The following is a 16,382-nucleotide window of genomic DNA, read 5'->3' as shown; positions in this document are numbered from 1 at the left end:
TCCACCGAGTCGGTGATGCTGGTCACGGCCGGTGTGGTGTTCGGCACCAGGTTTTCGAAGTTGCCGCCGGTGGTACCGGTGATGGTGGTGCTGACGGTGCTGCCGTTGTTGTAAACGTCATTGGCCGGGGTGGGCGCGTTCACGGTGCCGCTGGTCTGCCCGGCGGCGATGGTGATGGTAGAGCCGTTGCTCAAGGTCACGGTCACCGGCGTCTGTGCCGGGTTGGTCAGCGTTGCGGTGTAGGTGATCTGGCCACCTTCGTTGACGGTGTTGCCAGCCGTCAGGGTGACCGTGGTGGTGTCGACGGTGTCGGTGACCTGGGTCACGGCCGGGGTGGTCGGCGGCGTTACAGTGATGCCGCTACCGCCGTTGGTGCCGGTGACAGTTACGTCGATCTGGGTCGCGTCGTTATAAACAGTGTCGTTCGGAGCCAATGGCACGTTGACGGTGCCGGTGGTTGCGCCCGCGGGAATCACGATCACCGCGCCGTTGGACAAGGTAATGGTCAGGTCACTCAGCGGTGCCTGGGTCAGGGTCGCGGTGTACACCAGCACGCCACCGGCTTCGGTGATGGTTGGCGTGGCGCTGAGGCTCAGGGTCGACTCGCGCAGGGCGTTGGCGGTGGTGCTGGTGGTCTGGCCGCCGGTGGTGTCCTGAGTGGTTTGCGCAGCAGAGTTGATACCCGCGGTCGGGAAGCCGATGGTCGGGTCGACGCGGCCGGCAGTGGCGTGGAGCATCACGAAGCTGTGACCGCCACCGACGGCACCGCCAGAACCTGCAGCCGTCGGGCCGGCGGCGGTGGCTTCAAGGTCTTTGGTCGGGTCGGCACCGGCGGCAATGGCTTGCTGCAGTTCTTCAACGGACGGCGCGGCTTGCGAAGTGGCGGCTGCCAGATCAGTGCCGGAGTCAGGGGCGTCAGCGCTCCACTGGGTGTCACGGCCCAGATCGAGTGTGCGGCCATCGGCCAGTTCCAGGGACACGGCACCGGAAAGGCCAGTATCGATCCGGTCACCGGCGAACAGCTTGTCGCCTTCAACGAGAACACGGCGGACGCCCTCTGGGGACACCACGAAAACCTGACCGACAATGCTTTTGACGATGGCAACAACACTGCTCATTGAAGACTCTCCGGGGTGTCACGTTCAGTTGACTTCCATAGAGCTGATGGCGCCTGCGCCGACCAGTCTGGACGTACATTGCAAAATGAGTACACAAGTTTGACGCATAAATTCGTCAATAATTTGGCTAGAATTTTTAGTTATTAACTTTATGCCAAACTATTGACCTTCTCGGAGCCATCCTAAACAATCGTCCCAGTAATGTCACATTGATATTTCAGTGGTGGCCTGTCCTCGGTATGTGATCCAGTTCCGCTTTTTGAACTTTCCGACATACGGTCATTCCGCTTGCCATCTTCCGACGCAGCACGTTCTTTTGCTGTGATTCAAGACAAGAAGTTCTGGGAAATTCCTACAATGCGTTCGCCTCTGTTCATGGCTCTACCTTTCGCTCTCGCCGCGTCTTTCGCCCAGGCGCAATCCTTGCCAGAAGCCATGCAACAAGCGCTGGACGTCCATCCGGAGGTCCAGGCAGGCGTCAACAGCCGATTGGCTGCGGATTATCAATTGAAGGCAGCGAAAGGTGGATACCTGCCACGGGTCGACCTGCTGGGAGGTTACGGTCGTGAAGGCACCGATAGCGTGACTACGCGCACGGACGGCAGCAACAATCACTGGGAAACCCTGAATCGCAGTGAATCAAGTCTGCGACTGACCCAAATGGTCTTTGACGGTTTTGCGACGTCCAGCGAAGTTGGGCGTCAACAAGCCGTCGTCAACTCACGCGCTTACTCGCTGCTGAGTACTTCCGAGCGTACCGGGCTGACTGTGGCCCAGGTTTATCTCGACGTGCTGACCCGCCGCGAATTCGTGCGTCTGGCCGAGGACAACCTCAAGAGCCACCAACGCATCTACGACCAGATCCAGCTGCGCACCCAGCGTGGCGTCGGCAGTGGTGCTGACCTCGACCAGGCCGAGGCGCGAATGGCTCAGGCGCGCAATAACCTGATCACCGAACAGACCAATCTGGCTGACGCCGAAACCAACTACCTCTCCGCTGTTGGTCAAATGCCCGATCAACTGGAGCGCCCGGCGAACTTTATGGCGCTGATGCCGGCCAACCTGAATGAAGCCCGTGCGCAGATGCTGGAAAACAGCCCGATCCTGCGTTCGGCCGAATCCGATGTCGCCGCGGCCGAGAAGCAATACGATACGGCCAAGTCGACGTTCTACCCACGCTTCGATGCTGAATTGGGTCGCACCGCGGACAACGACATTGATGGTCAGAACGGCCACGACAACGGATGGCAAGCCATGCTGCGCATGCGCTTCAATTTGTATTCCGGCGGCAGCAACAAGGCCGATCTGGAATCCAAGTCCTACCTGTCGAACCAGGCGCTGGACATCCGCAACAATGCCCTGCGCCAATTGAATGAAGAGTTGGGCCTGGCCTGGAACGCCCTGAACAACGCCAACGCGCAGGTGCCGATCGCCCAGCAATACGTCGATCACAGCACCGCCGTGCGTACCGCTTACCAGCGCCAGTTCAGCCTCGGCGAGCGCACCCTGCTCGATTTGCTCGACAGTGAGAACGAACTGTTTACCTCCTCTCGCCGCCTGGCGGAGATCAAGAATATTCAGTTATTTACTCAGTACCGTATCAAGGCGACCATGGGCGAATTGCTCAAGAGCCAGGGAGTGGTCGCACCATTGGCATCCGTTGTGCAAAACGATGTGAAGCCCAAGGTCCAATTGCCCGGTATGAATTGAGCAAGACCTTCATTATTCAATTGTTAGCCAAGAGTGCCGAGCGTGGAATCAGAAGTCAGTCGGGTTCAACTCATTCATGATCCGCGCGCGTTGCATGACGATCCGTTACTGGATGGTCTGCTCGCTCTTTGCATGCTGCACCAGAAACCTGCCAGCGCGGCAATGCTGACCACCGGCCTGCCACTGCCTGAGCAACGCTTGAGTGTCGACCTGTTGCCACGTGCGGCAGCTCGCGCTGGGCTGCAAGGTCGGGTGCTGCAACGCAAGCTGGGGGATATTCCGGCGATTGCCATGCCGGCATTGTTGTTGCTCAAGGACGGTCGCAGTGCTGTCCTGCTTGGTTGGCAAGGTGAAGATCAGGCACGGGTTCTGCTCAGCGAAAGCGATGGCGGCGAGTCCCTGGTCAGCCGTGAGCTGTTGGCCGACGACTACACCGGCAAGGTCTTTTTTGCCCAGCCGCAGCACAAATTCGACGTCAATCACGGCACGCTGATCCCGCGTGCGCGCTCGTGGTTCCGTGACACCCTCAAGCGTTCGCGCTGGTTGTACGCCGATGCCATCGCCGCCAGTTTTCTGATCAACATCATTGCCATGGCCGCGCCATTGTTCGTGATGAACGTCTACGACCGCGTCGTACCGAACCAGGCCGAAGCGACGCTGTGGGTGCTGGCACTCGGCATTACTGGCGCCTATCTATTCGACCTGATCATGAAAAGCCTGCGTAGCCTGTGCCTGGATCTGGCCGGCAAGAAAACCGACCTGATTATCTCGGCCACACTGTTCGAGCGCATCGTCGGCATGGCTATGAAGTACCGGCCGGCACGGGTCGGCAGCTTTGCCCAGAACATTCATGAGTTCCAGAGCCTGCGCGACTTTCTCGCCTCGCTGACCCTCACCAGCCTGATCGACCTGCCGTTCACCATTTTGATTTTCATCGTCATCGCGATCCTCGGCGGGCATCTGGTGTGGATACCGGTGCTGGCATTCCCGATTGCCCTGGCCATCGGCTATGCCTTGCAGAAACCCCTGGTGGCGACCATGGAGCGGACCATGGCACTGGGGGCCGAGCGCCAGTCGAGCCTGATCGAAACCCTGGCCGGCCTGGATGCGGTGAAGGTCAACAACGCCGAAAGCGAACGCCAGTATCAGTGGGAACAGACCATCGGCACCCTCAGTCGCCTTGAGTTGCGGGTGAAAATGCTCTCCGGCCTGGCGATGAATATCACCTTGCTGATCCAGCAACTGGCCGGGGTGATCATGATCGTCTTCGGCGTGTACCAGATCATCGACGGTCACCTGAGCATGGGCGGCCTGATTGCCTGCTATATGCTCAGTGGTCGTGCGCTCAGCCCACTGGCGTCGTTGTCCGGATTGCTGACTCGCTATCAGCAGGCGCGGGTGACCATGACGTCAGTCGACCAGATGATGGAGCTGCCCCAGGAACGCAATTTCGAAGAGCGTCCGCTCAGCCGCAAAGTGCTGCAAGGCGCCATTGAGTGCCGCCAGCTCAACTTCACCTACCCGCAACAGCAGAACCTTGCGCTGAAGAACATCAACCTGTCGATTCGTCCCGGCGAGAAAGTTGGCATCATCGGCCGAAGCGGCTCGGGCAAGAGTTCGCTGGCGAAACTGCTGGTGGGGCTGTATCAGCCGGATGATGGCTCGTTGTTGGTCGATGGCGTGGATATCCGCCAGATCGACGTCAGCGAGTTGCGCTACAACATTGGCTACGTCCCTCAGGACATTCAGTTGCTCGCCGGCACTTTGCGCGACAACCTGGTTTCCGGTGCGCGGTATGTCGAGGATGAGCTGGTACTGCAAGCGGCAGAGCTGGCCGGTGTCCACGAATATGCGCGGTTGCATCCACAGGGTTATGAGCTGCAAGTCGGCGAGCGCGGGCAGAACCTCTCTGGCGGTCAACGGCAGAACGTCGCCCTGGCACGTGCATTGTTGCTCAACCCGCCGATCCTGCTGCTCGACGAACCGACCAGCGCCATGGACAACACCGGCGAAGAACGCCTCAAACAACGCCTGGCGGCGGTGATCGAAAACAAGACCGTGGTGCTGGTGACGCACCGGGCATCGCTGTTGTCGCTGGTGGATCGGCTGATCGTGATCGACCGCGGGCAGATTCTCGCCGACGGCCCGAAAGCCGCGGTGATGGAAGCGTTGAAGAAGGGGCAGATCAGTGTTGCTTAAGTCGGGTAAGGATTCGATCCGTCGCTACTTCAAAGGCACTGCATCGCTGCAGGGCCAGCCGCTGCCGGAGGTCAACAAGGCGCTGATCGAGGACGCGCCGCGTGTGGTGCGGCTGACGATCTGGGCGATCATCGCTTTTTTTGTGTTCCTGATGCTCTGGGCCAACTTCGCGGTCATCGACGAAGTGACCAAAGGCGACGGCAAGGCGATTCCATCGTCGAAGATTCAGAAAATCCAGAACCTTGAAGGCGGTATCGTTGCCGAACTGTTCGTCAAGGAAGGCCAGATTGTCGAGGCCGGCGCACCGCTGATTCGGCTGGACGACACGCGATTTGCCTCGAACGTCGGTGAAACCGAGGCCGATCGGTTGTCGATGCTGCTGCGGGTCGAACGCCTGAGCGCCGAGGTCGAAGATCGTCCACTGAACTTCCCCGAAGATGTGCTCAAAGCCGTGCCGGGCCAGGCCAAGAGTGAAGAATCGCTCTATATCAGCCGTCGCCAGCAGTTGCACGACGAGATTGGCGGCTTGCAGGAACAGTTGATCCAGCGCCAGCAAGAGCTGCGCGAATTCACCTCCAAGCAGGCGCAGTACCGCCAGCAATTGGGCTTCCAGCGTCAGGAAATCAACATGTCCGAGCCCTTGGTGGCCCAGGGCGCGGTATCGCCGGTGGAAGTCCTGCGCCTCAGGCGTGCCGAAGCGGAGACCCGTGGCCAGCTCGACGCCACCACACTGGCGATCCCGCGAGCCGAGTCGGCGATCAAGGAAGTACAACGCAAGGTTGACGAAACCCGTGGCAAGTTCCGTAGCGAAGCCCTGACCCAGCTCAACGAAGCACGTACCGATCTGAACAAGGCTCAGGCCACCGGCAAGGCCCTGGAAGACCGGGTCAGCCGTACGCTGGTCACTTCGCCGGTACGGGGCATCGTCAACAAGTTGCTGGTCAACACCATCGGCGGGGTTATCCAGCCGGGCAGCGACCTGGTGGAAATCGTGCCGCTGGACGACACCTTGCTGGTCGAGGCGAAGATCCGCCCGCAAGACATCGCGTTCTTGCATCCGGGTCAGGAAGCGACGGTGAAATTTACCGCTTATGACTACACCATCTACGGCGGGTTGAAGGCCAGGCTGGAGCAGATCGGCGCCGATACCATCACCGATGAAGACAAGAAAACCACCTACTACGTGATCAAGTTGCGTACGGAACGCAGCCACTTGGGCACCGATGAAAAACCATTGCTGATCATTCCGGGGATGGTGGCTTCCGTGGACATCATCACCGGCAAAAAGACCGTCCTCAGCTACCTGCTCAAGCCGATCATCCGCGCTCGGGCCGAGGCGCTGCACGAGCGCTAGTCCTGCAGCGCGGTTGACGACCTCTTCGCGAGCAAGCCCGCTCCCACACTGGATTTCTGCCAGGCACAAAATAAGTGGTCGCTGCAGATCAAATGTGGGAGCGGGCTTGCTCGCGAAGGCGTCCGCTCAATCTATGCGTCTTCCGATCCGAAAACCCCAATCCGCCAAAGAGTGACAAAAATGTCACCAGCCACCCGGTATCGGGCCTAAACAATCGCCATATCGTTATTCGTTAACGGTATTTAAATTTAAATTCTTATATCTATAAAGTTAATCCCCTGCGTACCTGTCGACCAATCGGCGCGCCGCACGACACGAACCAACACGGGACCTCCGTGAGTTTCTGATCGACGCGCGCGCCCTTGAGCGTGCCGTGCGTGGGAGTGATTTATGTCTGCAGCTTCAGCTTCGCCAAGCATCGCGCCACAATTTTTTGAAATCCGTCCGTTCAGCGGAGCGGTGGGCGCCGAAGTCCTCGGGCTCGATTTGTCCCGCCCGATCAGTGATCAGGACTTCGCACGCATTCACCGCGCGCATCTGGACCATCATGTGGTGGTGTTCCGCGACCAGCGGATTACCCCTGAACAGCACATCGATTTCAGCCGTCGTTTTGGCGTGTTGCAGATCCACGTGCTCAAGCAGTTCCTGTTGGCGAACCACCCGGAAATCCTCATCGTTTCCAACATCGTCGAGAACGGCCAGAACATTGGCCTGGGTGACGCCGGCAAGTTCTGGCATTCCGATCTCTCCTACAAACAACTGCCGAGCCTGGGCTCGATGCTGCATGCCCAGGAGCTGCCATCGGAGGGCGGCGACACGCTGTTCGCCGACATGCACAAAGCCTGGGACAACCTGCCGCTCGCGTTGCGCAATGCGGTGGAAGGTCGCTCGGCGGCGCACTCCTACACGGCGCGTTATAGCGAGACCAAATTCGAAGGCAACTGGCGCCCGACCCTGACCCCGGAGCAACTCGCCCAGGTCGCCGAGGTCGTTCACCCGGTCGTGCGTACCCACCCGGAAAACGGCCGCAAGGCCTTGTTCGTCAGCGAGGGTTTCACCACCCGCATCGTTGGCCTGCCAGAAGACGAGAGCCAGCAATTGCTGACCGAGCTATATGCCCACAGCGTGCTGCCGCAAAACATCTACCGCCATCAATGGCAGCCCCATGACCTGGTGTTCTGGGACAACCGTTCGCTGATCCACCTCGCCGCCGGCTGCCCCAGCCATCTGCGCCGCAAGCTGTATCGCACCACCATCCAGGGCGACGCGCCTTTCTGAATTGCCGGAGAATTGATCATGTCCAAACGTCTGCCCTTTGCACCCCTGGCCGCCGCCATCGGCCTGGGTTTCAGCCTGATCGCCGGCAGCCTGGCGGCGCCGACCGTGGCCCATGCCGAAGGTGAAATCCGCATCGCCGAACAGTTCGGCATCGTTTACCTGCTGCTCAATGTGGTGCGCGATCAAAACCTGATCGAGAAATACGGCAAGCAGGAAGGTATCGACATCAAGGTCGACTGGACCCAGCTCTCCGGTGGCGCGGCGGTCAACGACGCGCTGCTGTCCGGTTCCATCGATATTGCCGGTGCCGGTGTCGGCCCGCTGCTGACCATCTGGGACCGCACCCACGGCAAGCAGAACGTCAAGGCCGTGGCCTCCCTGGGCAACTTCCCGTACTACCTGGTGAGCAACAATCCCAAAGTCAAAACCATTGCCGATTTCACCGAGAAGGATCGCATCGCGGTGCCTGCGGTGGGCGTGTCGGTGCAGTCGCGCTTCCTGCAATACGCGGCCGCCAAACAATGGGGCGACACGGAATTCAACCGCCTCGACAAGTACACCATCGCCGTTCCGCATCCCGACGCCACGGCGGCGCTGGTGGCTGGCGGCACGGAGCTGAGCGGGCACTTCTCCAACCCGCCGTTCCAGGATCAGGAACTGGCCAATCCCAATGTGCACGTGGTGCTCAATACCTATGACCTGCTCGGCCCGAACTCGCCGACGGTGTTGTTCGCCACCGAGAAATTCCGCAACGAAAACCCGAAAACCTACAAAGCTTTCATCGAAGCGCTGACCGAAGCCGCACAGTTTGCGCAGAACGACAAAGGCGCGGCAGCGGACACTTACATCCGCGTGACCAAGGCGAAAATCGACCGCGCCGCGTTGCTGAAAATCATCGACAACCCGCAGTTCGAATTCAGCGTCACGCCGAAAAACACGTATCCACTGGCCGAGTTTCTCTACCGGGTCGGCGCGATCAAAAACAAACCGGACTCGTGGAAGGATTACTTCTTCCAGGACGCCAAGCCGCTGCAAGGGAGCTGACCGAAATGAACGCCCCTTTGCAAGGCCACACGGTCAGCAATCCGATCGCGGCAGCCCAGGCGCTGCTGTCGGTCGATAACGTCAGCCTCGAGTACCGCACGCCGCAGCGGGTGGTGCGGGCGACCCATAAAGTCAGTTTCGAGATCGATCCGGCGGATCGCTTTGTCCTGCTCGGGCCGTCCGGTTGTGGCAAGTCGACGTTGCTCAAGGCCGCCGCCGGCTTCATCCAGCCAGTGGAAGGCGAGATCCGTCTGCAAGGCCAGCGCGTCGATGCGCCGGGGCCGGACCGGATCGTGGTGTTCCAGGAGTTCGATCAGCTGCCACCGTGGAAAACCGTCAAACAGAACGTGATGTTTCCGCTGCTGGCCTCGAAAACCCTCAAGCGCAAAGAGGCTGAAGAGCGGGCGTTGCACTACCTGGACAAGGTCGGTCTGGCGGCGTTTGCCGATGCCTATCCGCACACCTTGTCCGGTGGCATGAAGGCTCGGGTTGCCATCGCTCGGGCGCTGGCGATGCAGCCGAAAATCCTCCTGATGGACGAACCCTTCGCCGCCCTCGATGCGCTGACCCGACGCAAGATGCAGGAAGAACTGCTGCTGCTCTGGGAAGAGGTGCGCTTCACGCTGTTGTTCGTCACGCACTCCATCGAAGAGGCGCTGGTGGTGGGTAACCGCATCCTGCTGCTGTCGCCGCATCCGGGGCGAGTGCGGGCGGAAGTGCACAGCCACCAATACGATTTGCACAGCCTCGGCGGTGTGGCGTTTCAGGAATCGGCGCGACGCATTCACCGGCTGTTGTTCGACGAAGGTCAATCACCGCAAGCCGGGCATGAGCTGGATTTCGCGGACATCCGCATCGCTTATTGAGCCAGTTGAGAGGAGGGCCCGATGAGCCATTTATCATCCCCGCGTGAAGCGTTCGAAACGGTTTTGCAGCCACTGACCAGCGTGCCGCTGGAGCGTGAGCTACCCCTTGGGCAACGCCTGTGGCAACAGGGCTGGTTGCGTAAAAGCCTGATCCTGGTGTTGCTCGCTGTGCTCTGGGAAGCCGTTGCGCGCTACCAGAACAACGATCTGCTGCTGCCGAGCTTCTTGCAGACCGCTCACGCGCTGTACGACGGCCTGCTCAGCGGCGAATTGCTGGGCAAGGTGTGGATTTCCCTGGTGGTCCTGCTCAAGGGCTACCTGATCGGCATCGTCCTGGCATTCGCCCTGACAACGCTGGCGGTGTCGACGCAATTCGGTCGCGACTTGCTCAGTACCCTGACTTCGATGTTCAACCCGTTACCCGCTATCGCGCTATTGCCGCTGGCGCTGTTGTGGTTCGGCCTGGGGCAGAACAGCCTGATTTTCGTGCTGGTGCATTCGGTGCTTTGGGCCTTGGCGCTGAACACCTACGCCGGATTTCTCGGCGTCTCGGAAACCCTGCGCATGGCCGGGCGCAACTACGGCCTCAAGGGCATGCGCTTCGTACTGTTCATCCTGATCCCGGCAGCGCTGCCGTCGATCCTCGCCGGGTTGAAAATCGGCTGGGCGTTTGCCTGGCGCACGCTGATCGCTGCCGAGTTGGTGTTTGGCGCGACCAGCGGCAAGGGTGGGTTGGGCTGGTACATCTTTCAGAATCGCAATGAGCTGTACACCGACAAGGTGTTTGCCGGCCTGGCGGTGGTGATTCTGATTGGGTTGCTGGTGGAGAACCTGGTGTTTGATTCGTTGGAGCGGGTGACGGTGAAGCGCTGGGGGATGCAGCGCTGATCGGAAATCAAAAGATCGCAGTCCTCTGTAGGCGCTGCCGAAGGCCGCGATCTTTTGATCTGCTAGGATTGCACCCGGATCAATCCTGATCGGCCATGAGTGCCCTGCATGCAACTCCCGGACATGAACCTGCTGGTCGCCCTCGACGCCTTGCTCGACGAGGGCAGTGTGGTAGGGGCGGCGCGGCGGATGAACCTGAGCCCGGCGGCCATGAGCCGGACGTTGACGCGCATCCGCGAAGCCATTGGCGATCCGATCCTGGTGCGCGCCGGCCGGGGCCTGGTGCCGACCCCCAAGGCGCTGGAATTGCGTGAGCAGGTGCGCAGCGTGGTGGAGCAGGCCGGGTTGCTGTTTCGTTCGGCCGATGCGGTGGAACTGAGTTCGCTGCGGCGGCGGTTCAGTATTCGGGCCAACGACTTCTTTGTCGGCGTCTACGGCGGCAAGCTGTTCGACACCCTTGAGCGGCAGGCGCCACACTGCGAATTGCGTTTCGTCCCGGAAGGCGACGGTGATGATGAGGCGTTGCGCGAAGGGCGGATCGACCTGAGCGTCAGCAACACCCGGCCATTGACCCCGGAAGTGAAGATTCAGAACCTGTTTTCCACCCACTTCGTCGGCCTCGTACGCGAGGACCATCCGCTGTTGGACGAAGAGATCACGGCGGAGCGCTATGCGGGTTATTCCCATATCAGCATGTCCCGGCGCGGCATTGCCCGGGGGCCGATCGATACCGCGCTCAATGCCCTGGGCCTGGAGCGGCGGGTGGCGGTGATCGCGCCAAGTTTTCATGCGGCGATGTTTGCCTTGCCCGATTCCGACCTGATTCTGCCGGTGCCCAAGGAAGCACTGCTGAGCGTGCGTCGACTGGGATTGAAACTGCGCTCGTTCGACCTGCCGATTCCTTTGCCGACTCTGATGCTGACCCAAGCCTGGCATCCGCGTTTCGACAAGGATCCGGCCCACCGCTGGTTGCGCGAAACGCTGAAAGCCTGCTGCGATGAAACGTGGCTGGCTGCTCAACCTGAAAGTCACCGCTGAACCCCTGTGGGAGCGGGCTTGCTCGCGAAGGCGTTGGGTCAGCCAGTATCAATGTTGAATGATGAACCGCATTCGCGAGCAAGCCCGCTCCCACAAAGGTCCTTCATCATTGTGTCTGGCGCACTTATAACCTGCCGATAAGTTGATTTTCGTCAGGCATCACGCTTCTTAGAATGCTTCGGTATTTCCACTCCGGAGCTTGCAGCACATGACTTCCCTTACGGTCACGGCACCTGTCGCTGCGGCCAGCACGACAGTCGCATCGCCGGTCTTCGGCCCGCGGATCATCGTAGGCCTGGTGGGCGTGCTGCTGGCGGTACTGGTGTCGGGCCTGAACGAGATGGTGACCAAAGTCGCGCTCGCCGACATCCGCGGTGCATTGGCTATCAGCTATGACGAGGGTACCTGGCTGGTCGCCAGTTACACCGCGACGTCGGTGGCGGCCATGGCTTTCGCACCGTGGTGTGCGGTGACGTTCTCGTTGCGGCGTTTCACCCTGTGCGCCATCAGCCTGTTCACCCTGTTGGGTGTGTTGTGCCCCTTTGCCCCGAATTACGAAAGCCTGCTGTTGCTGCGCACCTTGCAAGGCCTGGCGGGCGGCGCACTGCCCCCAATGTTGATGACCGTGGCCCTGCGGTTTCTGCCCGCCAATGTGAAGTTGTATGGCCTGGCCGGTTATGCCCTGACGGCGACGTTCGGCCCGGGTCTGGGTACGCCATTGGCCGGGCTGTGGACCGAGTATGTCGGCTGGCAATGGACCTTCTGGCAAATCATCGCGCCGTGCCTGATTGCCATGGCCGCGGTAGCGTACGGCTTGCCCCAGGACCCGCTGCGCCTGGAACGCTTCAAATCCTTCAACTGGCGCGGATTGCTGCTGGGCTTTCCCGCGATCTGCATGCTGGTGATCGGTATCCTGCAGGGCAATCGCCTGGACTGGTTCGAGTCGAACCTGATCTGCGGATTGCTCGGTGGCGGGCTGTTGCTGCTGGTGCTGTTTTTGACCGGCGAGTGGTCGCAGCCGATACCGTTTTTCAAGATGCAGATGCTCGGCATCCGTAACTTGTCTTTCGCCCTGCTGACCCTGGCGGGCGTGCTGGTGGTGTTGCAGGCGGTGATCATTATCCCGTCCAGCTACCTGGCGCAGGTCCAGGGTTATCGCCCGGTACAGACCGCGCCGATCATGCTGCTGGCGGCGCTGCCGCAACTGATTGCGCTGCCGTTGGTGGCGGCGCTGTGCAACTTTCGCTGGGTTGATTGCCGCTGGGTATTGGGCATCGGCCTGAGCATGCTGGTGTTGTCGTGCGTTGGCGGATCGCAACTGACGTCCGTGTGGATTCGCGACGATTTCTATGTGCTGCAATGGCTGCAGATTTTCGGTCAGCCCATGGCGGTGTTGCCGCTGCTGATGCTGTCCACTGGCAGCATCAACCCGATGGAAGGGCCGTTCGCATCGGCCTGGTTCAATACCGTCAAAGGCCTGTCGGCGGTCATCGCCACCGGGGTGATCGAGGCGCTGACCACCGCACGTTTGCATTTTCACTCGACGATGCTGGTTGACCGCCTCGGCAACTCGCCGCTGGCCGAGCGCGACAGCGCAAGCCTCGCTCATCGTCTGCAGGAGCAAGCGCTGGTGCTCACGTCCTCTGATCTTTACCTGTGCATGGCCGGTATCGCCGTGACCTTGATCCTGCTGATTTTCTGGCTGCCGACGCGGATCTTTCCGCCGCGCGCACCGACCTGAATGCTCCCTTGATACAGAAGGTTTTTATGAACACTCAAACAAAGCAGAAAGTCGCGGTTGCCGTGGCCGCCGCAGTGGCCGTCGGCGTGTTGCTGTACCTGGCAATGCCCGGCCTGTTCGGCAAGCGTACCCAGCAGAACACCAACGATGCTTATGTCTCGGCGGATTTCACCCTGGTAGTGCCGCGGGTCGCCGGGTTTATCAAGGAAGTGCTGGTCGAGGACAACCAGCAGGTCAAGGCCGGACAGTTGCTGGCGCTGATCGATGACCGGGATCTACGCGCAGCCGCCGAGGCCGCCGATGCCGAAACGCTGGTGGCCAGGGCACAACTGCAAAACGCCCGGGCGACCCTTGAGCGCCAGGCGTCGGTGATTGCCCAGGCGCAATCTTCGGTGGTCTCGGCCAAGGCGGAAATGGCCTTTGCCGAGCATGAATTGAATCGCTACAACCACCTCGCGGGCGTGGGTGCCGGCACGGTGCAAAATGCGCAACAGGCGCAAACGCGCATCGACCAGGCCAGCGCACGACTGGCCAACGCCACGGCGGTGCTGGCGGCGGAACGCAAGCAAGTGGACATCCTCACAGCCCAGCGTGATGCGGCCGAAGGTGGCCTGAAACGAGCGCAAGCGAAGCTGGAAATGGCCAGCTACGAGTTGTCCTATACGAGGATCGTTGCGCCACAGGACGGCATGGTCGGCGAACGCGCGGTACGGGTCGGCGCCTATGTCACACCAGGCAGCAAAATCCTTGCGGTGGTGCCGCTGGCGCAGGCTTACGTGATGGCCAATTTCCAGGAGACCCAACTGACGGATGTGCAACCGGGGCAGGCCGTGCAAGTGCGCGTCGACAGCCTGGGCGGCGCGGCACTCAACGGTCGGGTCGAAAGCATCGCACCGGCCACCGGGGTGACGTTCGCCGCGGTCAAACCGGACAACGCCACCGGCAACTTCACCAAGGTGGTGCAGCGGATACCGGTGAAAATCGTGCTGGAGCCGGGACAAGCGCTGGCCGGGCGCTTGCGGGTAGGGATGTCGGTGGAGGCGAGTATTGATACGGCCACCGCCAAGGCGAAAGAGGTTGTTCAGCGATGAAGATTTTCGTTGATCGCGCTGACGCCTTCGCGAGCAAGCCCGCTCCCACAGGAGAATGCGTTTCAATGTGGGAGCGGGCTTGCTCGCGAAGAGGGCAGTGGCAGCAACTCACTTTCAGTGCCTTGCTCGTCATGAGCCTCAGCGCCTGCACCGTCGGCCCCGATTTCCAAAAGCCCGAAACCACACAAATCGCCGAATGGGCAAAACCATCAAAGGCAGCCGCCAGCCAGACCATCGCCGAAACAATGGCCGAGCGCTGGTGGGAAGTGTTCAACGACCCAACACTTTCGGCCCTGAGCCAACGCGCCCTGACCGACAACCTCGACCTGAAACTGGCCAGCAGTCGCTTGCAGCAAAGTCGTGCGGTGCGTCAGGTCATCACCGCCGAGCGCTACCCCAACACGGCCGCCAGTGGCCGTTACGGACGCAATCGCAACAGCGGTGAAGGCTTGAGCGACCCGTCAGGCCACAACGGCCAATCCGCCTTCAACCTGTGGGATGCCGGGTTTTCCGCCTCCTGGGAGCTGGATTTCTGGGGCCGCGTGCGGCGGGAAACCGAAGCCGCCGATGCCAGCCTGGAAGTTGCCGAGAACGACCGACGCGGTGTGCTGCTGTCGGTGCTGGCCGAAATCGCCCAGGACTACATTCAGCTGCGCGGTGTGCAAAACACCCGGGTCGTCACGGAGCAAAACCTCGACGTCGCCCGGCATAGCCTGAAACTTTCGCAACTGCGCCTGGCCGATGGCGTCGCGACGGATCTGGATGTCGCCGAAGCCGCCGCGCAGGTGGCGGCCATCGAGTCGCGCCTGCCCGCACTGGAGCAGCGCCAGTGGCAACTGATCAACGCCTTGAGCCTGTTGATGGGCGAACCGCCCCAGGCATTGGCGGCGCAGTTATCCACAGACGCACCGGTGCCACAAACGCCGCGTCAGGTCGCCATTGGCTTGCCCTCGCAACTGGCTGAACGTCGGCCGGACATTCGCCAGGCCGAAGCGCGGTTGCATGCCGCCACTGCCAGCATCGGCGTGGCCAAGGGCGATTTCTATCCGCGAATCACCCTGTCGGGGAACATCGGTTCCCAGGCCATGCAACTGAGCGATTTCGGCTCCTGGGGTTCACGTTCGTTCGGGGTCGGCCCGCAATTCAGCTTGCCGCTGTTCGACGGTGGCCGCTTGCGTGGCGTGCTCCAATTGCGTGAGGCACAACAACAGGAAGCCGCTATCGCTTATCAGCAAACCGTGCTGCGCGCCTGGCATGAAATCAATGACCAACTGGCTGCCTACAACGCCAGCCAGTTGCGCCGCGACAGCCTGGCCGAAGCCGTGCGCCAGAACCGCATTGCCCTGGATACCGCGCAACAGCAGTACGTTGAGGGCGTGGTGGACTTCGTCACCGTACTCACCGTGCAAGGGGCGTTGCTGGCCACGCAGGAGCAGTGGGTCGAGAGCTCGACCGGCGTGTCGCTGGCGGCCGTCGGGTTGTACAAGGCGTTGGGTGGGGGTTGGGAGTCGGTGTATCCGTTGGACGAGACGGCGCAGCGCTGACGTTGCAGCCGCCGACTATCGCTCCATTAGTGGGCCAGCATCGACGTTGCCTGGTTTGAAGCGCTAAAGTGAAGCGCAAACAATCCGGCTGATCACTGAACGTTGCAAGGGGAAGCAATGGAGGCGCGCAGAGAAACGCCGATGGGCGACACTCAGGGACCGCACGCCAATCCTGGTTTCGCCAGGGGCGCGCAACCGCTGATCCGCTGGGCGCGGGAGCATTGGCTGGTGCCGATTCTGGTATTGGCCGCACTGGTGCGATTTTACGATCTGACCGCTGCCGCGATTTGGGGCGACGAGGGCTCCAGCCTGCTGCTCGCCCGTTACTCAATACCTGACATCTGGGTGCACGCCGCCTACGACGTGCACCCGCCGCTGTACTTCATGCTGCTGCACGGCTGGATCGCGATGTTTGGCGACGGCATATTGTCCATCCGCTGTCTCAGTGCCCTGCCGGGGATTGCCTCGGTCGGGCTCGGGGTGTGGCTGGTCGATCGGCTCGCCACCCGCC

Annotated in this window: 12 protein-coding genes and 1 pseudogene; 12 read left to right on the top strand and 1 reads right to left on the bottom strand. The window is 61.0% G+C overall.

The annotated features are described in order from the left end of the window. Positions 1-1,118 (bottom strand): retention module-containing protein (locus PMI28_RS00115; protein ID WP_007992960.1); only part of this gene is annotated, 1,118 nt, incomplete at its 3' end. A 357-nt stretch (positions 1,119-1,475) separates the two neighbouring features. Between PMI28_RS00115 and PMI28_RS00120 the strand changes: the two genes are divergently transcribed. The 12 genes and pseudogenes from PMI28_RS00120 to PMI28_RS00175 form a co-directional block, all read left to right on the top strand. Beyond that, the gene (locus PMI28_RS00120) at positions 1,476-2,828 is read left to right on the top strand and encodes a TolC family outer membrane protein (RefSeq protein ID WP_007992957.1); all 1,353 of its coding nucleotides are present in this window, start codon (positions 1,476-1,478) and stop codon (positions 2,826-2,828) included. Between the two features lie 42 nt (positions 2,829-2,870). Further along, a complete protein-coding gene (locus tag PMI28_RS00125; protein WP_007992955.1) occupies positions 2,871-5,027 on the top strand; it encodes a type I secretion system permease/ATPase in 2,157 nt (718 codons plus the stop codon). After that, positions 5,017-6,381 carry an HlyD family type I secretion periplasmic adaptor subunit gene (locus PMI28_RS00130; protein ID WP_007992953.1) on the top strand — a complete coding sequence of 455 codons (1,365 nt, stop codon included), beginning with the start codon at positions 5,017-5,019 and terminating at the stop codon, positions 6,379-6,381. The genes PMI28_RS00125 and PMI28_RS00130 overlap by 11 nt, the downstream gene beginning before the upstream one ends. A gap of 390 nt (positions 6,382-6,771) precedes the next feature. Further along, on the top strand, positions 6,772-7,659 hold the full coding sequence (locus PMI28_RS00135; RefSeq protein ID WP_007992951.1) for a TauD/TfdA dioxygenase family protein: 888 nt from the start codon (positions 6,772-6,774) through the stop codon (positions 7,657-7,659). 18 nt (positions 7,660-7,677) lie between these two features. Continuing rightward, positions 7,678-8,703 (top strand): ABC transporter substrate-binding protein, encoded by a 1,026-nt coding sequence (locus PMI28_RS00140; RefSeq protein ID WP_007992949.1) that lies wholly within the window; start codon positions 7,678-7,680, stop codon positions 8,701-8,703. Positions 8,704-8,708: 5 nt separating this feature from the next. Then, complete coding sequence (locus PMI28_RS00145) at positions 8,709-9,569, top strand: ABC transporter ATP-binding protein (RefSeq protein WP_007992948.1); 861 nt, start codon at positions 8,709-8,711, stop codon at positions 9,567-9,569. A gap of 21 nt (positions 9,570-9,590) precedes the next feature. Further along, on the top strand, positions 9,591-10,457 hold the full coding sequence (locus PMI28_RS00150) for an ABC transporter permease (RefSeq protein ID WP_007992947.1): 867 nt from the start codon (positions 9,591-9,593) through the stop codon (positions 10,455-10,457). A gap of 108 nt (positions 10,458-10,565) precedes the next feature. Continuing rightward, positions 10,566-11,495, top strand: a complete 930-nt coding sequence (locus tag PMI28_RS00155; RefSeq protein ID WP_007992945.1) for a LysR family transcriptional regulator — start codon at positions 10,566-10,568, stop codon at positions 11,493-11,495. Between the two features lie 208 nt (positions 11,496-11,703). Next, positions 11,704-13,236 (top strand): MFS transporter, encoded by a 1,533-nt coding sequence (locus PMI28_RS00160; RefSeq protein WP_007992944.1) that lies wholly within the window; start codon positions 11,704-11,706, stop codon positions 13,234-13,236. Between the two features lie 26 nt (positions 13,237-13,262). Further along, positions 13,263-14,327, top strand: coding sequence for an HlyD family secretion protein (locus PMI28_RS00165; RefSeq protein WP_007992943.1), 1,065 nt, complete (start codon positions 13,263-13,265; stop codon positions 14,325-14,327). Further along, positions 14,324-15,871, top strand: coding sequence for an efflux transporter outer membrane subunit (locus PMI28_RS00170; protein WP_007992940.1), 1,548 nt, complete (start codon positions 14,324-14,326; stop codon positions 15,869-15,871). The genes PMI28_RS00165 and PMI28_RS00170 overlap by 4 nt, the downstream gene beginning before the upstream one ends. A 117-nt stretch (positions 15,872-15,988) precedes the next feature. Next, positions 15,989-16,382, top strand: a pseudogene (locus tag PMI28_RS00175) (glycosyltransferase family 39 protein); the annotation flags it as partial.

Origin of the sequence: Pseudomonas sp. GM48, assembly GCF_000282335.1 — a bacterium.
Lineage (GTDB): Bacteria > Pseudomonadota > Gammaproteobacteria > Pseudomonadales > Pseudomonadaceae > Aquipseudomonas.
Note: the sequence above shows the minus strand (reverse complement) of the source record. Positions and strands in the feature narration are given on the sequence as shown.